Origin of the sequence: Lysinibacillus sp. NPDC058147 (assembly GCF_042884205.1) — a bacterium.
Classification (GTDB): domain Bacteria; phylum Bacillota; class Bacilli; order Bacillales_A; family Planococcaceae; genus Lysinibacillus.
Map to the genome: position 1 here is coordinate 91,140 of NZ_JBHVUJ010000001.1, position 16,859 is coordinate 107,998.

Consider the following 16,859-nt stretch of genomic DNA (forward strand, 5'->3'; position numbering starts at 1 on the left):
GAGTGACAACATCGTGTTGTTGCCGCTGTCGCTTCGCTTTCGCACAGACTAAAAACCTTTGCTGGCGCTATGTTGCACTGCGCTTTCGTGCAAAAAACATATGTTGGCCTAAAGCCTCCGTCAGATGTCACAAATCGGAAAGGAGTTCTTTGTACTCGCTTCCTTTCTCGTTATATGTTAATATAATTTAGCGAGTTGAAGCGCTAAATTAAAAATGCGTGACATTCTGTACAACATTGATTATAATGTTGCTAATATCTAAAAATGTAACATACATTTCAGAGTTCTGGAAGTGTCTGTCATGAGGAGAGGAGCAAGAAAGCATGAGCCAAAAAGATTTAGAAAGCTTACGTAGTCAAATAGACGGTTTAAACTTAGAAATTCTTCGTCTAATTAACGAACGTGCAGCAGTAGTTGATGAAATCGGTAAAATTAAAGAAAAACAAGGTGTGAATCGCTATGATCCATTACGTGAACGACACATGCTTGATCTTATTAAAGAACACAATCAAGGTCCATTAAACCAAATGACGGTTGATTATATATTTAAACAAATTTTTAAAACAGCTTTAAAACAACTTGAAGCGGATAAGAAAAAAGAATTACTTGTATCTCGTAAGAAAAAATCAGAAGATACTGTCATTAATGTAAATGGTGAGCTAATTGGCCAAGGGAAACCATCTTTCGTATTTGGACCTTGTGCTGTGGAATCATACGAGCAAGTAGCAGCAGTAGCAGCATCTATTAAAGCAAAAGGTGAAAAGTTAATTCGCGGTGGTGCTTATAAACCACGTACTTCTCCATATGACTTCCAAGGTCTTGGATTAGAAGGACTTAAAATTTTAAAACGTGTGTCTGAAGAATTCGGTTTAGGCGTTATTACTGAGATCGTTACACCTGGTCATTTAGAGGAAGCATTAGATTACATTGATGTTATCCAAATTGGTGCACGTAATATGCAAAACTTCGAATTATTAAAAGCAGCAGGAGCAACAAATAAACCGGTACTTTTAAAACGAGGCTTAGCAGCGACAATTGATGAATTTATCCACGCAGCAGAATACATTATGTCTAAAGGAAATGAGAATATCATTCTTTGTGAACGTGGTATTCGTACTTACGAAAAAGCAACTCGTAACACACTAGATATCTCTGCTGTACCAATTTTAAAACAAGAAACGCATTTACCAGTTTTTGTAGACGTAACGCATTCAACAGGTCGTCGTGATTTACTATTGCCATGTGCTAAGGCAGCAATTGCTATTGGAGCTGATGGCGTCATGGCAGAGGTGCATCCAGATCCATCTGTAGCACTTTCTGATTCACAACAACAAATGGATATTCCAACATTTGATGCTTTCTACGAAACACTACAAAAATTCATGAAGAGCCATGAAATCAATGCATAACTTCTTTCAGCAATTATTTTCTGTACCGAAAGCTTAGAGGCAGGTACAGAAGTCTCCCACCTCTGTAGGTAGTGAGATGAATGCAGATTTAAGTTACTTTTCAGTGGGTGTCCAAACACCCACTGAAATAGAGGAACTCAGTCTAAGAACGCCACGTCCTGTGGCTACGACTGAGTGACCAACATCGTGTTGGCCCAAAGCCTCCGGCGGATGTCACGGAATCGGAAAGGAGTTCGATGTTAGCCTAAAATCATCGCATCCATGCGATAACGGCTAACTGACCTGCATCACGCAGGCCTAAGCACAAAGCCGATTCCAGACGCAATTATGCCGGGGCATAATTGATATGTTGATAAACACCGCTTGCTTTAATCGGCAGGCGGTGTTTACTATATAGTGACAAAATAATGACTAGAAAAGTACTATTTGTACTTGGTTTTTCTTTTCATGTACATACTGCTTCTTGAAAAGAATATGAAAATTATCGTATGATAAGGCTATAAAAGGAAAAAGGGAGGCACGTACGATGACTGTTACAATTTATGATGTTGCAAGAGAAGCAAATGTTTCTATGGCAACGGTCTCTCGTGTAGTCAATGGTAATCAAAACGTAAAACCAGCAACACGAAAAAAAGTATTAGAAGTAATTGAACGATTAGAGTATCGTCCAAACGCAGTAGCGCGTGGATTAGCAAGTAAGAAAACAACAACAGTTGGCGTGATTATCCCGGATATTGCAAACAATGTTTATGCGGAGCTGGCACGTGGTGTAGAAGATATTGCAACAATGTATCGTTACAATATTATTTTAGCCAACTCAGACCAACATGAAGATAAAGAGCTTCAGCTACTGGATACAATGCTAGGAAAACAGGTTGACGGTATTGTGATGATGAGTGATGAAGTAACTGAAAAAATGCAACAAACTATGGATCATTCACCTGTACCAATTGTGCTTGCAGGTTCAGTTGATGAATCGCAAACAATTGCGACTGTTAACATTGATTATTACCAAGCAGCTTATGAGGCGATTACATTACTCATTCAAAATGGTCATAAGAGAATCGCTTTCGTAACAGGTCCGCTTACGTATACTATTAATGGAAAATTCAAACTTGAAGCTTATAAAAAAGCCTTACAAGACGCAGGTTTACCTATAGATGAATCACTAATCGCTGCAGAGGAATCGAGCTATGATATGGGCTTAGAGGCTTGGGAAACATTATCCTCTCTTGAAAATCCTCCAACTGCTTATTTTGCAGGTAGTGATGAATTAGCAATTGGATTGATTCATGGTGCGCAGGATGCAGGCAAAGATGTACCTGAGGATATCGAAGTAATCAGCTTTGAAAATTCAAAATTAGCACGCATGGTTCGTCCGCAGCTGACAAGTGTCGCGTTACCGCTGTACGATATCGGAGCTGTCGCAATGCGCTTGCTGACAAAATTGATGAACAAAGAGCCTGTTGAAGACGAAGCGGTTATTTTACCTCATCGTATTGAACATCGACAATCTGTCAAAAGTAAATAACAGTTAAAACACGTAAATCTGATAATGGAATTTACGTGTTTTTTTATAGTCGGATTGAAAGGTGAAAGTGATGGATAGAATGCGAAGAGTAATTGATAGAGGGCTGGGGTAAAAATAAAAAGCCCCACGATTGTCGTGAGGCATAGTGTTAAACGTGTTTTTGATTGCGAATAATATGAAGTGCTTTAGTTAGCATTTGTGCGTTTTTTTCTTCAATCTCAGCTTTTCGAGGGATTGGCTCATACAATGGATTTGGATCATCCCAAGTTGGAATAAAAGGCACTGGTGCTTCAGGCTGCCAACGATCTAACCATGCTTGAGGGAGTGGTCCTGTCGGTAATTGCTGATCTGTCATTTCAAGCCATAGCATAGACCATGCGCGAGGCACAACACGCCAAATATCATAGCCTCCACCGCCAACGGCAATCCATTTCCCCCCGCAATATTCATGTGCTAATTTATGCGCAAGCTTTGGAATTTCTCTATAAATATTCATTGTTCCATATAAATGTGTTAGTGGATCAAAATAATGTGCATCTGCGCCGTTTTGTGTTAGCACAACATCCGGCTTGAAAAATTCAAAGACTTCTCGCATAGCCTTTTCATATATTTCTAGGAAACTCTCATCTTCTGTAAAAGCATCAATTGGGAAATTAAAAGAAGTGCCGTAGCCCTGTCCATTTCCGCGTTCCGTAATATTACCAGTTCCGGGGAAAAGATAACGTCCTGTTTCATGAATAGACAATGTACAAACATCTGGATCTTCATAAAAACTCCATTGCACCCCATCCCCGTGATGGGCATCGGTATCTACATAAAGTACACGAGCATTGTATTTTTCCTGCAAATAGCGGATGGCTACTGTACTATCGTTATAAATACAAAAACCTGATGCACGGCCACGGAAGCCATGATGTAGCCCTCCACCTAAATTGAGGGCGTGCTCGGCTTTTCCTTCCATAACATAATCGACAGCTGTTAATGTTCCGCCAACAAGCTGTGCACTTGCTTCGTGCATATTTTCAAAAATAGGCGTATCTTCGGTGCCTATGCCGTAGCTTTCACATTGTGCCTCTGAAAGCTCACCATGTCCTGCTTTTTTAACGATTTCAATATATTTTGGATCATGTGCAAGTAAAAGCTCATCCTCTGTTGCGACACGAGCTGGAACAATATCTAAATCATCAAGAGCATCAATATTCTTTAACAAATCCATTGTAAGCGTCAAGCGTTTATGATTGAAAGGATGGGTATCTGAAAATTTATATCCGAGTTGCTCTGGCGAGTAAACAAATACTGCTTTTTTCATTGTAACGAAACACCTGGTAAATTAGGCCATAATACATCAAATCCTTCTTTACGAAGATCTTCTATCATAGCTAGTGGATTCAATGTTTTTACTCGGACACTTAAAATTTTATTTTGGGTATTTTCAGAGTCAGGATAAACTAAGACGCTTTGGACATTTGCATGATGTTCATTGAAAATTTTTGTGATTTCAAATAATATTCCTGGTGTATCAGAAACACGAATTTCAATTTTAGAGCCAGGTTCAGTGGCACCAGTTAACTCTATATATGTATAGAGTAAATCTGTTGTAGTGACAATTCCAACTAGCTTTCCGCCAGAGACAATTGGTAAACAGCCTACTTTGGATTCATAAAAAGTAAGAGCCACTTCTTCTACGAAATCAAGTGGATGACCTACAAGTGGATTTTTAACCATAATCTCTTCCACTTTTGCGTTAAAAACTGGAGAATTAGGCTCATCCCGTAACGAGGAAGGCAAAGCCTCTTTAATATCTCGTTCAGTTATAACACCAAGAACATGACGCTCCTCATCAATAACTGGTAAATGACGTACTTTTTTCTCACGCATTAACTTCAGCGCTTCTAACACTGAATTGGTCGGAGCCAACGTGTAGGGCTCTTCATTCATAATTTCTTCAACGATCATATACTCATCCCCTTTGTGTTGGCTTTAATACATGAAGCGATTTTTAAAACGAAGTCTATCGAATCTTTCCATAGTCTCAGGAGGAACGCGCTTTCCTTCGCGTGCCATCAGGCAGTTAGCAGGATGTGATGTGATTTCAGGGTCATCTGTAGCAAAATATTCGAAGTTGGCAGAGCCCATCATTTTCTCCATCATTTTGCGATAATCCCAAACATTTAAACCAGTCCCTTTTAAGTCCCAATGCCAATAATATTCGGTAGTAATAACAAGATAGTCTTCCATTTCATCTCCCATAAAAGACACAGCTAGTAATGCCTTACCAGCACCTGTACCGCGATAGTCTGGGATGACTTCAATAGCACCTAGCTCAATCATGTTATCAATTCGATCCTCCGCCCATCGTTCGAGTGGATCGGGATATAGATAAGTGACATAGCCTACAATAATGTTTTCATTACGAATAATAATAATTCGTCCTTCAGGAAGTCCTGCAATTTCTATAATGGCTTGCTGCTGTTGCTTTGGAGGTCTAAAAGCAACCAAGCCTTCGTGGAATGAATATGTAGCTAATTTTTCTGGAGGAACAGGTCCTTCCACATACACAGTACCATGCTTAGTTTCCTTTGTGACAGAAAAAAAAGTTTTTTTATGTTCCATAATTACACCACCTGAGTTTAATAATTCCATTATAGCTGATTTCCTGCGGAAAAACGCTATCTTTTGCAAAATATACCTGAGTTTTTAGAAAAATAAAAATATTAAGACATTCTTGGTGAATTCGTGTAAAATATATTTATATTGCATCTGTTATTCAACAGATAAATGTAGTGTGAATAAGCATTTTTAAATTTTACACTACTCAAACTGTTGTATAACAAATGCTACATAACGTAGTTGTCTTTGGAGAAGGTGGCGGATTTTGAAAGGGGAAAATAATGAAATTACGATTTGAAATTTGCCTACTAATGTACTAAGGCGATAGCAAAGAGAGGGGTAGTTTCATGGGGATGAAAATGTTGGAGAAGTTGAATGCTTTATCGGGGCAATATAATTTGCCTGATTATGAGAAAGCTGCGGCAACACATGATTGGACAGAGACAGAAAAGGGATTTAGTTGGTATGAAACTGGGCTTGTGAATATGGCATATGAAGCGATTGATCGTCATGCAGAAACGCATCAAAAAAACAAAGTTGCACTTTATTTTAATGATGGAAAGCGTAAAGAGGCTTATTCTTTCAATGAAATGAAAAAACAGACGAATAAAGCAGCAAATGTTTTTAAGGCAGCAACAAATTTAGAAAAAGGTGATCGATTATTTATTTTCATGCCGCGTTCACCGGAGCTTTATTTTTCTTTATTAGGAGCATTGAAAATGGGTGTTATTGTAGGTCCATTATTCGAAGCGTTTATGGAAGGTGCTGTTTATGACAGACTTGCAGATAGTGAAGCTAAAGTATTAGTGACAACACCAGAGTTACTTGAACGAGTACCTTTAGCAAAGCTACCGCATTTGCAGCACGTCTTTTTAGTAGGATCTAATATAGTGGAAACATCACAAATTTTAGATTTTAATAGACGCCTGAAAGAAGCATCTTCTCAATTTGATATTGAATGGGTGGACAGAGAGGACGGTATGATTCTTCATTATACTTCTGGATCAACTGGAGCACCAAAGGGCGTATTGCATGTTCATAACGCGATGCTGCAACAATATCAATCAACGCAATGGGTATTAGATTTGCGTGAAGACGATATTTACTGGTGTACGGCTGATCCAGGATGGGTAACAGGTACAGCATATGGCATTTTTGGTCCATGGTTAAATGGTGTCACAATGCTAATTGTTGGTGGGAGATTCTCACCACAAGCTTGGTACCAAGCAATTGAGGATTATAGTGTAACAGTTTGGTATAGTGCACCAACTGCTTTCAGAATGTTAATGGGTGCTGGTAGTGGTATGCTCGAAAATTATGATCTATCTTCTTTACGCCACATTTTATCTGTAGGTGAGCCGTTAAATCCAGAGGTAATTCGTTGGGGGATTGATGAGCTAGGACACCGTATTCATGATACATGGTGGATGACGGAAACTGGTGCCCATATGATTTGTAACTATCCTTCTATGGATATTAAGCCAGGGTCAATGGGAAAACCATTACCAGGTATTCATGCGACGATTGTTGATGATGCTGGTAATGAAGTACCACCTTTTACAATGGGGAATTTAGCGGTTCGACGTGGCTGGCCTTCAATGATGCGTCAAATTTGGGGGAATCCAGAGCGTTATGAATCTTATTTCTTAAAAGGTGAATGGTATGTGTCTGGGGACTCTGCCTATATGGATGATGATGGTTACTTCTGGTTCCAAGGGCGTGTAGATGATGTTATTATGACAGCTGGTGAACGGGTAGGTCCTTTCGAGGTAGAAAGTAAGTTACTAGAGCATCCTGATATAGTCGAGGCAGGGGTGATCGGAAAGCCGGATCCTGTACGAGGTGAAATTATTAAAGCCTTTGTATCATTACGTGAGGGTGTTGAGCCTTCTGATGCATTGATTGAGGATATTCGTAATTTTGTTAAGAAAGGTTTATCTGCACACGCAGCACCACGTGAAATCGAATTTAAGGATAAGCTACCAAAAACACGTAGTGGTAAAATTATGCGTCGTGTGTTAAAGGCATGGGAGTTGGATCTACCAACTGGTGATTTATCTACGATGGAAGATTAATTTGTAGCATAAGAAGCAGGAATTTATTCGGTCGACGAAAAATTCCTGCTTTCTTTTTTTAAAAGCAACAACGGGGTTTACAGTGAATGAATCGTTACTTCGGGTTTATTATCAAAATCTGGAGATGACATTGTTAAAACGTATGACATGTATATGAGTTGATTGGAGTGAAGGCTGGGAGACTCCTTGGATTATCGAATCACTTTCGGAGCAAAGCGGATCAGTTTCAGAGCAAAGCGGATCACTTTCAAGGCAAAGCGGATCACTTTCAAGGCAAAGCGGATCACTTTCAAGGCAAAGCGGATCACTTTCAAGGCAAAGCGGATCACTTTCAGAGCAAAGCGGATCACTTTCGAGGCAAAGCGGATCAGTTTCAAGGCAAAGCGGATCACTTTCAAGGCAAAGCAGATCACTTTTAAGGGATACTTCCAAGAAAGTATCCAGTCGGAACGGAAATCACCCCCTCGATATGGTGATGAGCATTGATTGATACATTAAGATGCAGAAGATGAAACTGATTCCTTACTAGTGAATAGGTTAACCTTTTTGGGATTTCATTTATTTTTTCTAACTATTCTCTTTGTTTAATAGCGTTTAGTTATTCAAAGTTTTCTCAAAATCAATTACTCAATAAAGATTGTGAAAAATTAAAATATAAATAAAAATTCAGTTGACTTAATAAATATGCAGACGTATACTAATTTTAACTTATTTCAGAGGTGAGTGCATTGAAAGTAGGAATTGTTGGTGCAACCGGATATGGTGGCTTAGAGCTTATTCGATTTTTACATAATCATAAGGCGGTGGAGCGGATTGATTTATTTACATCTTCGGAAGAAGGTGTAATTTTTTCTTCTAAGTTTGGTCATCTCGTTCATATTGCCGATACACCCTTGCAAAAAATTGATTATGGGGCTTTAGAGAAATTTGATGTTGTTTTTACAAGTACGCCTTCAGGGGTAACAAGTGAACTATTACCTCCATTGGTGGGGAAAGGTCCTAAATTAATAGACTTGTCTGGTGACTTCCGTTTACAAGATCCAGCGAGCTATGAAGCATGGTACGGTAAAAAAGCTGCGCCATTGGAAATCATTCAACAAAGTGTATATGGCTTAACTGAATGGAATGCAGATAATGTTCAACATGCTCCTCTTATCGCAAATCCAGGGTGCTATCCAACAGCGGTTTTACTTTCGTTGTTACCATTGCTAAAAGAACGATTGATTGATTCGAGCTTTTTAGTGATTGATGCGAAAAGTGGAATTTCAGGGGCTGGAAATAAGCCATCACAAGCAACACATTTTAGTGAGGTAAATGAAAGCTTTTCAATTTATAAAACGAATACACATCAGCATATACCAGAAATCGAGCAGGCCATTTCAATGTTTGCAGGGATTGATACAACCATTTCTTTTAATACTCATTTAGTGCCAATGACTAGAGGGATTTTATCTACTTCATATGCACCTGTTATGTCTGGTGTTACAGAGCAGCAGCTAGTAGCGTGTTTACAGAATGCTTATGAAAAGCATCCGTTTGTGCGGATTGTTACAGATGTAAATAGTCTGGGAACAAATCGCGTTAAAGGTTCGAACTATTGCGATATTTTTGTGAAGGTAGATAACCGTACGAATCGTGCCACAATTGTTGGCGTTATCGATAATTTAGTCAAAGGGGCTGCAGGGCAAGCCATTCAAAATATGAACGTTCAATTTGATTTACCACAAACGACAGGATTAGATGTCGTTCCATTATTTATTTAACTTTTTTATTTAGAGAAAGCAGAACGTCAGCTACTCTTATGCAATAGAAAATTAATTAACCAAGGAGGAAAGATTTTATGACATTGATAGCATCCGCAAGTATTATGAAAAAATTATCAAGTAAAAATGTTGTTTCACCAAAGGGCTTTAAAGCTGCGGGTTTACATTGTGGTTTAAAGCATAAGAAAAAAGACTTAGCTGTGTTAGTTAGTGAAGTACCCGCAAGTGTAGCAGGTGTCTTTACAACAAACGCTGTGCAGGCAGCACCTTTAAAAGTAACGAAAGAAGTTGTGTACACAACGAAGAAAATGCAGGCGATGATTGTCAACTCTGGAAATGCTAATGCATGTACAGGAAAGCAAGGGGCGAAGGATGCACAAACAATGCAAGCCCTCATGGCGGATAAGCTTGGTATCGAGGCAAATTTAGTAGGTGTGTGCTCAACGGGTGTTATCGGTGAAATTATGAATATGGAGCCAGTGGCAAATGGGATTAATCAATTAGAGCCAAAAGATAGTTTAGAAAGTGCTATTGATTTTGCACAAGCAATTATGACAACAGATACAGTTATGAAAAACACTAGCTACAGCACTATTGTCGATGGTAAAGAGGTTATTATCGCTGGGGTTGCAAAAGGTTCAGGTATGATTGAACCAAATATGGCAACGATGCTAGGTTTTATTACAACGGATGCACAAATTGAATCAGATGTACTACAGGCTACATTATCTGATATAACAAATTTGACTTTTAATGCAATTACAGTAGATGGGGATACATCTACAAATGACACAGTAGTTGTGATGGCAAACGGTTTAGCGGGTAATGAAGCTTTAACTCCTAATCATCCAGATTGGCAAAACTTCTACTATACATTGAAAACAGTAGCTCAAGACTTAGCCAAAATGATTGCCAAAGATGGTGAAGGTGCGACGAAGCTAATTGAGGCTGAAGTAGAAGGGGCAATTTCAGATGAAGAGGCACGTAAAATTGCTAAAACAGTAGTTGGTTCACCGCTTGTGAAAACGGCAGTATTTGGCTGTGATGCAAACTGGGGACGTATTATTGCCGCTGTAGGCTATAGTGGCGCAACGGTTGATCCAGAAAGAATCACGATTCAAATTGGTGGTGTAACAATGGTTGAAAACGGTGAACCAGTTCCGTTTTCAGAAGATGAGTTAATTCAAATTTTAAAAATGCATGAAGTGAAAATCTATGTGTCACTTGGTATTGGAGTAGGCAAGGGGCATGCTTGGGGATGTGATCTAACTTATGACTACGTTCAAATCAATGCCTCATACCGCTCGTAAACGAATGGTTATTAAGCTTGGTGGTAGTACACTTGAAGGCTTAAATGAGTCTTTTTTTGAGAATTTTAAAAAACTCCAAGAGAGTGGAGTAGAGCTTATTATTACCCATGGTGGTGGCCCAGCTATTAACCGTGAACTAGCAGTGTGCGGAATAGAATCACATGCTTTAAACGGTATTCGAGTAACGAGCGAAGCTGCAATTGATATTGTACAGTCAACGTTAATAGGAAAGGTCAATCCTGCGCTTGTTCATGAATTAACAACGGCTGGCATTGCTGCAATAGGTTTAAATGGCTTTGATGGTCAGCTAATTGTAGCGGATTATCTAGACAAAGATGTATACGGTTTTGTTGGTGAGGTAAAAACCGTCAATACATCTTTGCTAGAAGCATTAATTGGTGTGGGGATTGTTCCGGTTATTGCTTGCGTTGGAGCAAATGAACATGGTCAGGCATTAAATATTAATGGAGATACGGTAGCAAGTGAAATAGCACTAGCTATAGATGCAGACAGTTTATTACTTGTAACGGACGTAAGTGGTATTCGCATTAACGATGAATATCAATCGAAAGTAACACCTGCATTCATCAATCAATGGATTGAGGAGGGCCATATTTATGGTGGTATGATACCTAAAGTTCAAGGAGCCCTTGAATGTTTAAGTGCAGGTATTCCATCTGTGCAAATTGTTGGGGAATCGCTAGTAGGTACAACGATTTTATCCGGGGGATGAAAAAAACGAATGGAATAAAGTCTCCCTTTTCCCTTCACTCAGTAACAGTCATTTTTCTTCATATATAAGAGTGGCCGTTCTAATGGTATAGAGGTAGCAATATAGTTGTTTAGAGAAGATGATTGTTAGAGCCAAAATTAGTAGGAGTTGATAAAATGAGTGCTTTATTTGGAAACTATGGCAAACGCCGCGCCCAAATTATCAAAGGGCAAGGAACTGTTGTAGAAGATTCTGCCGGGAGAAAATATTTAGATTTTACAAGTGGGATTGCTGTAGTGAGTCTTGGTCATGCACATCCTGCGATTGTAAAGGCTATTCATGATCAAAGTCAAAAGCTTTGGCATATTTCTAATTTGTTTGATATTCCTGGTCAGGAAAAAGTTGCGCAAAAATTAATAGCCGATACACATTTTTCTTATGCATTTTTCTGTAATAGTGGTGCGGAAGCGAATGAAGCGGCCATCAAGCTTGCACGTAAGCATACAGGGAAAAATCATATTATTACTTTTGAAAAATCCTTTCATGGGCGAACTTTTGGAGCGATGTCTGCAACAGGTCAGGGCAAGATACATAATGGCTTCGGACCACTTGTTGAAAAATTTACGATTCTTCCTTTTAATGATGTGGCAGCACTTGAAGCAACGATTGATGATTCTGTCGCAGCAATAATGCTAGAAGTGATTCAAGGTGAGGGTGGTGTTAACAGCGTATCACCCGAATTCGCAGCAGCAATAGCTAAAGCCTGTGACGATAAAGGCATATTACTAATTATCGATGAGGTTCAAACAGGGATTGGACGAGCAGGAACAAGATATGCTTATGAGCAAACGATTTTAAAACCAAATATCGTGACGTTGGCAAAAGGGCTAGGAGGTGGTTTCCCAGTCGGTGGGATGCTTGGAACAGCTGAACTATATGAAACATTTAGTCCTGGGACGCATGGAACAACATTCGGTGGGAACCCGCTTGCGATGAGTGTTGCTGAAACCGTACTTGATCATGTCTTTGAATCTACATTTTTACAAAATGTACAGGAGCTATCTACTTATTTTGTTAACCAGTTAAAAGTGAATTTACCGTCTACGTATACGATACAGGGCCAGGGCTTACTTCTTGGCATAGGCTGTGGCGATACTGAGGTAGCCTCGTATATAGCGGCGGCGGAGGAAAACGGCTTATTATTAGTAGGTGCAGGACCAAACGTTATTCGTCTACTGCCACCATTAACCGTTTCAAAAGCAGAAATCGATGAAGCAGTTGCAATATTAAAAACGATACTGTTATAGTATCTGGTCAGTTAAATACGATGAAAATGAATCTGCTAGACTTCCTTTGGTGAGAAGTCTAGCAGATTTTTAATTGCCTAACCTATTGTAACTCTTTTACTATTGTTTTCACTAGAGTAGGGAGCCAATCATGGAGTTGACTAAATGTAAAGCCTGTAGCTTCTGCCTTTGTAGTTGACATATACCAATCTGCTGGAACCCCATATGGCGATTGTGATTTTTCATCGCCACCTACTAGAGAAATTTTTGCGTGCTTTCCGGTTGTTTCTTCAATAAGCCCCAGTAAATCTTTTAATGAAATAGCACCTGCAGCTGTTGCGTTATAAGGTCCTTCAATTGGTGTAATGCCAGCAAAATATAAAAATGCAGCTGCTTCGTCATCCGTAATAAAGCTCATCTTTGCTTCGATATTTGGTAATGAAATAGGCTGTTCCTGTAAAACTCGTTCAATATGAAAATGTAAACGGCGTGTATAGTCGTTCTCACCCATGACAATAGGGAAACGTACAGCGACTACAGGGAAAGTAGCCTCTTTGAAAAGAACTGCCTCCGCTTGACGCTTACCTTCACCATATGAAAAATCTTCACGGTTCCCCATCCGAACTTCATAATCATATGGATTAAAATCTTCCTCAGTTTTGACATTGCCATCTATTTCGTAGGTTGATAGAGTAGATGTAAAAACGAGCTTTTTCGTTTTACCTTCTAAAATTTCACATATTTTATATGCTTCATTGGGAGAGTAGCAAATATTATCATAGACAATATCCCATGTTGAACTTGATAGTGCCTGTGACAACGAATCTGCATCATCTCGGTTAACAATTAGCTGCTTCACCTTTGTACCAAAAGGATTTCCGCTTTGTCCACGTGTTAAAATAGTTACGCTATGCCCATTTTGAAGACAGAGTTCAACAAGCTTTTTACCAAAAAAGCGAGTGCCTCCTAAAACTAAAATGTTCATATTATTTCCACCCCTTCAAATTAGTAGTCTCCTTTATAATGGCAAAAAAACAGGCATACTACAATCACTTTGTAGTATGCCTGCCTGTTTATTGCTGGGTAGGTGGATCAGTTGGTGGAGTTGTATTCCCGTTATCTCCTCCATTAGAGCCATTCCCGGTATTTCCGGAACCGTTGCCGTTATTCGAGCCATTTCCGTTATTTCCGGACCCATTGCCGTTATTCGAGCCGTTTCCGTTATTTCCAGATCCATTGCCGTTATTCGAGCCGTTTCCGTTATTTCCGGACCCATTGCCGTTATTCGAGCCGTTACTGTTATTTCCGGACCCATTGCCGCCATTAGAGCCATTTCCGTTGTTTGAGCCGTTCCCGTTAGTTGGTGGGGTAGTTGGTGGATCTTTTTCTTGATTATCTTTTTCAGGTTGTTTTTCATCCGCGCTACCACCAGTAGAAACGACATTGGATTGCGATGAAGTTAAACCTGTAATATCTACAGCGACAACAACATAGGCTTGCCCACTTGCTACAGTCATGCTTTGTGATGATTCAAGCACTGATCCGACAAGCGTTCTACCGCCGTTTGTTACTTTATAAACTCGGTAACCGACTACATCATTTGAAGAGCCTGTCCAGGATAATGTATTACCATTAATTGAAGCAGTTACTGCTGCTGGCGGATTGTTATCTGCCGGGAAATCAACACCTGAAACCGATGAATTCGATAATGTCGAATTTTTTGGTAATAGGCTGGCTGGGTTACCGCCAAGTCTGCCTAGCATTCGTTTGATAAATGCTTGATTAATACCTGCACCACCTGGTTTTACAAATTCTGATGGTGTGTTAGGAAGTGCATTATAGGTTTTACCTTTAATCGTAACGACGCTTGCGGAAGCTAAGCTATCATCCGGCTGTGAAGGTAAAAATACTTTTGCGTTAAACAAGTCCGAGCGCACGAGACCAGCATTAGCACATGCTGCAGAAGGCGCTAAACCAGAAATACCACAGAATGATGCAGTGACAACGTTTTTCGGTTGCTTAAATCTAGTTTTAGGGGCAATTAATTGTGGATCGACATCATACACAGAATTCATTAATGTGCCCCATAGTTTGTTAATTCGTACACTAGGCTGCTGATACGTATTATTAAATGTATACAGTGATTGATTGTTATCATAACCCATCCATACACCAAGAGAAACATTCGGGTTATAGCCAACTAGCCAAACATCTTTATAATTTTGTGAAGTACCTGTTTTAGCGGCAAAGTCAGCAGAAAATTTCAGCGTATTTCTTGCAACTGTACCAGTACCTTTTGTTAACACATCTCGTAACATATCTGTAACGATATAAGAAGTTTCAGGACTAAATACTTGTTCAGGTTTGACTTCGTGTTTATATATGATATTTCCATTTTGATCTTCAATTCTATCAATCATATAAGCGTCAATGAATTGTCCGTCATTTGCGAAGGTTGCATAGGCATTAGTGTTCTCTTCAACAGTAATACCATCTTTTACTCCTCCAATCCCTGCTGCAAGGTTTGTGAAGTCATCAGGCTGCAAGCTTGAGATCCCCATTTTTACTAAATAATCGGCAGGACGTCTGTTAAGAATATCATTATATAGACGTAAAGCAGATAAGTTTTGTGAATCGGCTAATGCTTCACGAGCAGGGATAATTCCTCGTTCATCACTAGTAATATAGTTACTAGGACTCCAACCGCCAACAGAGAATTTTACGTCTACTAAGGGGCTACCTGCACCGATTACACCGTATTCTACTGCAGGTGCATATACGAGTAGTGGTTTCATTGTCGAGCCATTCGAGCGTTTTGCCTGTGTAGCATAGTTATAACTTTTTAATTCAAAGTCACGACCACCGACAAAACTTAAAATACGTCCAGTAGAATTTTCAATTAAAACACTACCAACCTGTACAGGCATTTGAACATCAACTACTTCACCTGTTGCAGGATCCTTGTCTTTAACGGTGTAAGTATAACCGTAATTTTTAAAGTTTTCCGCTGTTTTTTGCATCGCATCGTACATATCCTTATTAATAGTTGAATAGATGCGATAACCTTTTGAGCGGACATCACGATCTGCTAGGATCGTATACTTATCTTTTAATTTTTTTTCATTTTTTAAGCGTTCTGGATCAATACCATCTTCTTCTGCTAGTTTTTCAGCAATAATATCTTTCGCGCGACTTTCAAGTTCATATGTTAGCCATGGGTAGCGATCTTCCGCGCGCATCTCTGGTGAACTGAAGTCAGCAGTAATATCATACGCAAGTGCTTCTTTATATTGAGCTTCATTAATATAACCTGCGTCTTTCATACGATAAAGTACAGTTTTCATACGATCAATACCCGGTTGAAGAGCTTCTTTACTTTTAAGTACACCTGTATTTGTGAAAGGTGTGTAAGTAAAAGGTGCTTGAGGAATACCAGCTATATACGCTGCTTGAGGAAGCGTTAAATCCTTTGCTTTTACATTGAAAATACCTTCAGCAGCTGTTTCAACACCTGCAATATTTCGACCGGAAGCGTTACGGCCATAAGGAATGATGTTTAAATAGGCCTCTAAAATTTCTTCCTTAGACATAAAGTGCTCTATACGCATAGCAAGTAAAAGTTCTTTTGCTTTTCGTTCATAAGACACTTCGTTTGTTAATACTTGGTTTTTAATAAGCTGCTGTGTTAATGTAGAACCACCAGTTTGTGTGGAAGAGTTTGTTACGTCTTGAAGTAGTCCGCGGATGACGGCCTTCGGAACTATTCCGTTATGTTCACGGAAATACTCATCCTCTGTCGCTAATACTGCATTAATAACATCAGGTGCGACGTTGTTTAATGTTGTTGTTCGACGGTCTAAATCTGTACGTAATTTTCCGATATAAATATCGTTGGTAAAATAAATCTCACTTGTTGAATCGTAGTTGAAAATTTCATTTCGTAATTCTTGCTTTGAGCGTAGTGGCTCTTCTTTTACAAGTGACGCAAAATAGCCAGCGCCAACTGAACCGGCAAATACAGTACCTACCAATGCAAAGACTAAAAATAGTAAAAATAAGTTCCAGGTAACACTACCTGAAATACGTAATTTCTTCATCCATTTTTGCTGAATTAATTCATCGATCTTTGCATTGATTTTCTCAATCCAATCTTTCAATGTATC

At 39.2% G+C, this 16,859-nt stretch carries 13 protein-coding genes; 7 read left to right on the top strand and 6 right to left on the bottom strand.

The window, feature by feature from the left end; translation table 11 throughout:
* The first annotated feature begins 323 nt into the window (after positions 1-323).
* The gene (locus ACFVT8_RS00380; protein WP_387082463.1) at positions 324-1,409 is read left to right on the top strand and encodes a bifunctional 3-deoxy-7-phosphoheptulonate synthase/chorismate mutase; all 1,086 of its coding nucleotides are present in this window, start codon (positions 324-326) and stop codon (positions 1,407-1,409) included.
* A 526-nt stretch (positions 1,410-1,935) separates the two neighbouring features.
* Positions 1,936-2,940 (top strand): catabolite control protein A, encoded by a 1,005-nt coding sequence (gene ccpA / locus ACFVT8_RS00385; RefSeq protein WP_049667456.1) that lies wholly within the window; start codon positions 1,936-1,938, stop codon positions 2,938-2,940.
* 148 nt (positions 2,941-3,088) lie between these two features.
* On the opposite strand, the gene ACFVT8_RS00390 is transcribed toward ccpA, so the two are convergent.
* Genes ACFVT8_RS00390 through ACFVT8_RS00400 form a run of 3 tightly spaced genes read right to left on the bottom strand, consistent with a single transcriptional unit; the run spans position 3,089 to position 5,553 of the window.
* Positions 3,089-4,249, bottom strand: a complete 1,161-nt coding sequence (locus ACFVT8_RS00390) for an acetoin utilization protein AcuC (RefSeq protein WP_387082462.1) — start codon at positions 4,247-4,249, stop codon at positions 3,089-3,091.
* Positions 4,246-4,896, bottom strand: a complete 651-nt coding sequence (locus ACFVT8_RS00395) for an acetoin utilization AcuB family protein (protein ID WP_387082461.1) — start codon at positions 4,894-4,896, stop codon at positions 4,246-4,248. The genes ACFVT8_RS00390 and ACFVT8_RS00395 overlap by 4 nt, the downstream gene beginning before the upstream one ends.
* Positions 4,897-4,920: 24 nt before the next feature.
* Positions 4,921-5,553, bottom strand: a complete 633-nt coding sequence (locus ACFVT8_RS00400; RefSeq protein WP_387082460.1) for a GNAT family N-acetyltransferase — start codon at positions 5,551-5,553, stop codon at positions 4,921-4,923.
* Positions 5,554-5,897: 344 nt separating this feature from the next.
* Here ACFVT8_RS00400 and acsA point away from each other — a divergent pair, with 344 nt between their 5' ends.
* Positions 5,898-7,625, top strand: coding sequence for an acetate--CoA ligase (gene acsA / locus ACFVT8_RS00405; RefSeq protein ID WP_387082459.1), 1,728 nt, complete (start codon positions 5,898-5,900; stop codon positions 7,623-7,625).
* A gap of 191 nt (positions 7,626-7,816) precedes the next feature.
* Here acsA and ACFVT8_RS00410 read toward each other — a convergent pair whose 3' ends face one another.
* Positions 7,817-8,023, bottom strand: a complete 207-nt coding sequence (locus tag ACFVT8_RS00410; protein ID WP_387082458.1) for a hypothetical protein — start codon at positions 8,021-8,023, stop codon at positions 7,817-7,819.
* Between the two features lie 330 nt (positions 8,024-8,353).
* On the opposite strand from ACFVT8_RS00410, the gene argC reads away from it, so the two are divergent.
* The 4 genes from argC (at position 8,354) to ACFVT8_RS00430 (ending at position 12,717) form a co-directional block, all read left to right on the top strand.
* Positions 8,354-9,388, top strand: coding sequence for an N-acetyl-gamma-glutamyl-phosphate reductase (gene argC / locus ACFVT8_RS00415; protein WP_387082457.1), 1,035 nt, complete (start codon positions 8,354-8,356; stop codon positions 9,386-9,388).
* Positions 9,389-9,465: 77 nt separating this feature from the next.
* The gene (gene argJ, locus ACFVT8_RS00420; protein WP_387082456.1) at positions 9,466-10,698 is read left to right on the top strand and encodes a bifunctional glutamate N-acetyltransferase/amino-acid acetyltransferase ArgJ; all 1,233 of its coding nucleotides are present in this window, start codon (positions 9,466-9,468) and stop codon (positions 10,696-10,698) included.
* The gene (argB, locus tag ACFVT8_RS00425) at positions 10,661-11,431 is read left to right on the top strand and encodes an acetylglutamate kinase (protein ID WP_387082455.1); all 771 of its coding nucleotides are present in this window, start codon (positions 10,661-10,663) and stop codon (positions 11,429-11,431) included. Before argJ ends, argB begins: the two co-directional genes overlap by 38 nt.
* Before the next feature lie 155 nt (positions 11,432-11,586).
* Complete coding sequence (locus ACFVT8_RS00430; protein ID WP_387082454.1) at positions 11,587-12,717, top strand: acetylornithine transaminase; 1,131 nt, start codon at positions 11,587-11,589, stop codon at positions 12,715-12,717.
* Between the two features lie 82 nt (positions 12,718-12,799).
* Here the strand turns inward: ACFVT8_RS00430 and ACFVT8_RS00435 are convergent, their stop codons facing one another.
* Entirely contained in the window at positions 12,800-13,681 is an 882-nt protein-coding gene (locus ACFVT8_RS00435) for an NAD-dependent epimerase/dehydratase family protein (protein WP_387082453.1), read from the bottom strand.
* Positions 13,682-13,769: 88 nt separating this feature from the next.
* Positions 13,770-16,853, bottom strand: coding sequence for a transglycosylase domain-containing protein (locus tag ACFVT8_RS00440; RefSeq protein WP_387082452.1), 3,084 nt, complete (start codon positions 16,851-16,853; stop codon positions 13,770-13,772).
* Positions 16,854-16,859: the final 6 nt, after the last annotated feature.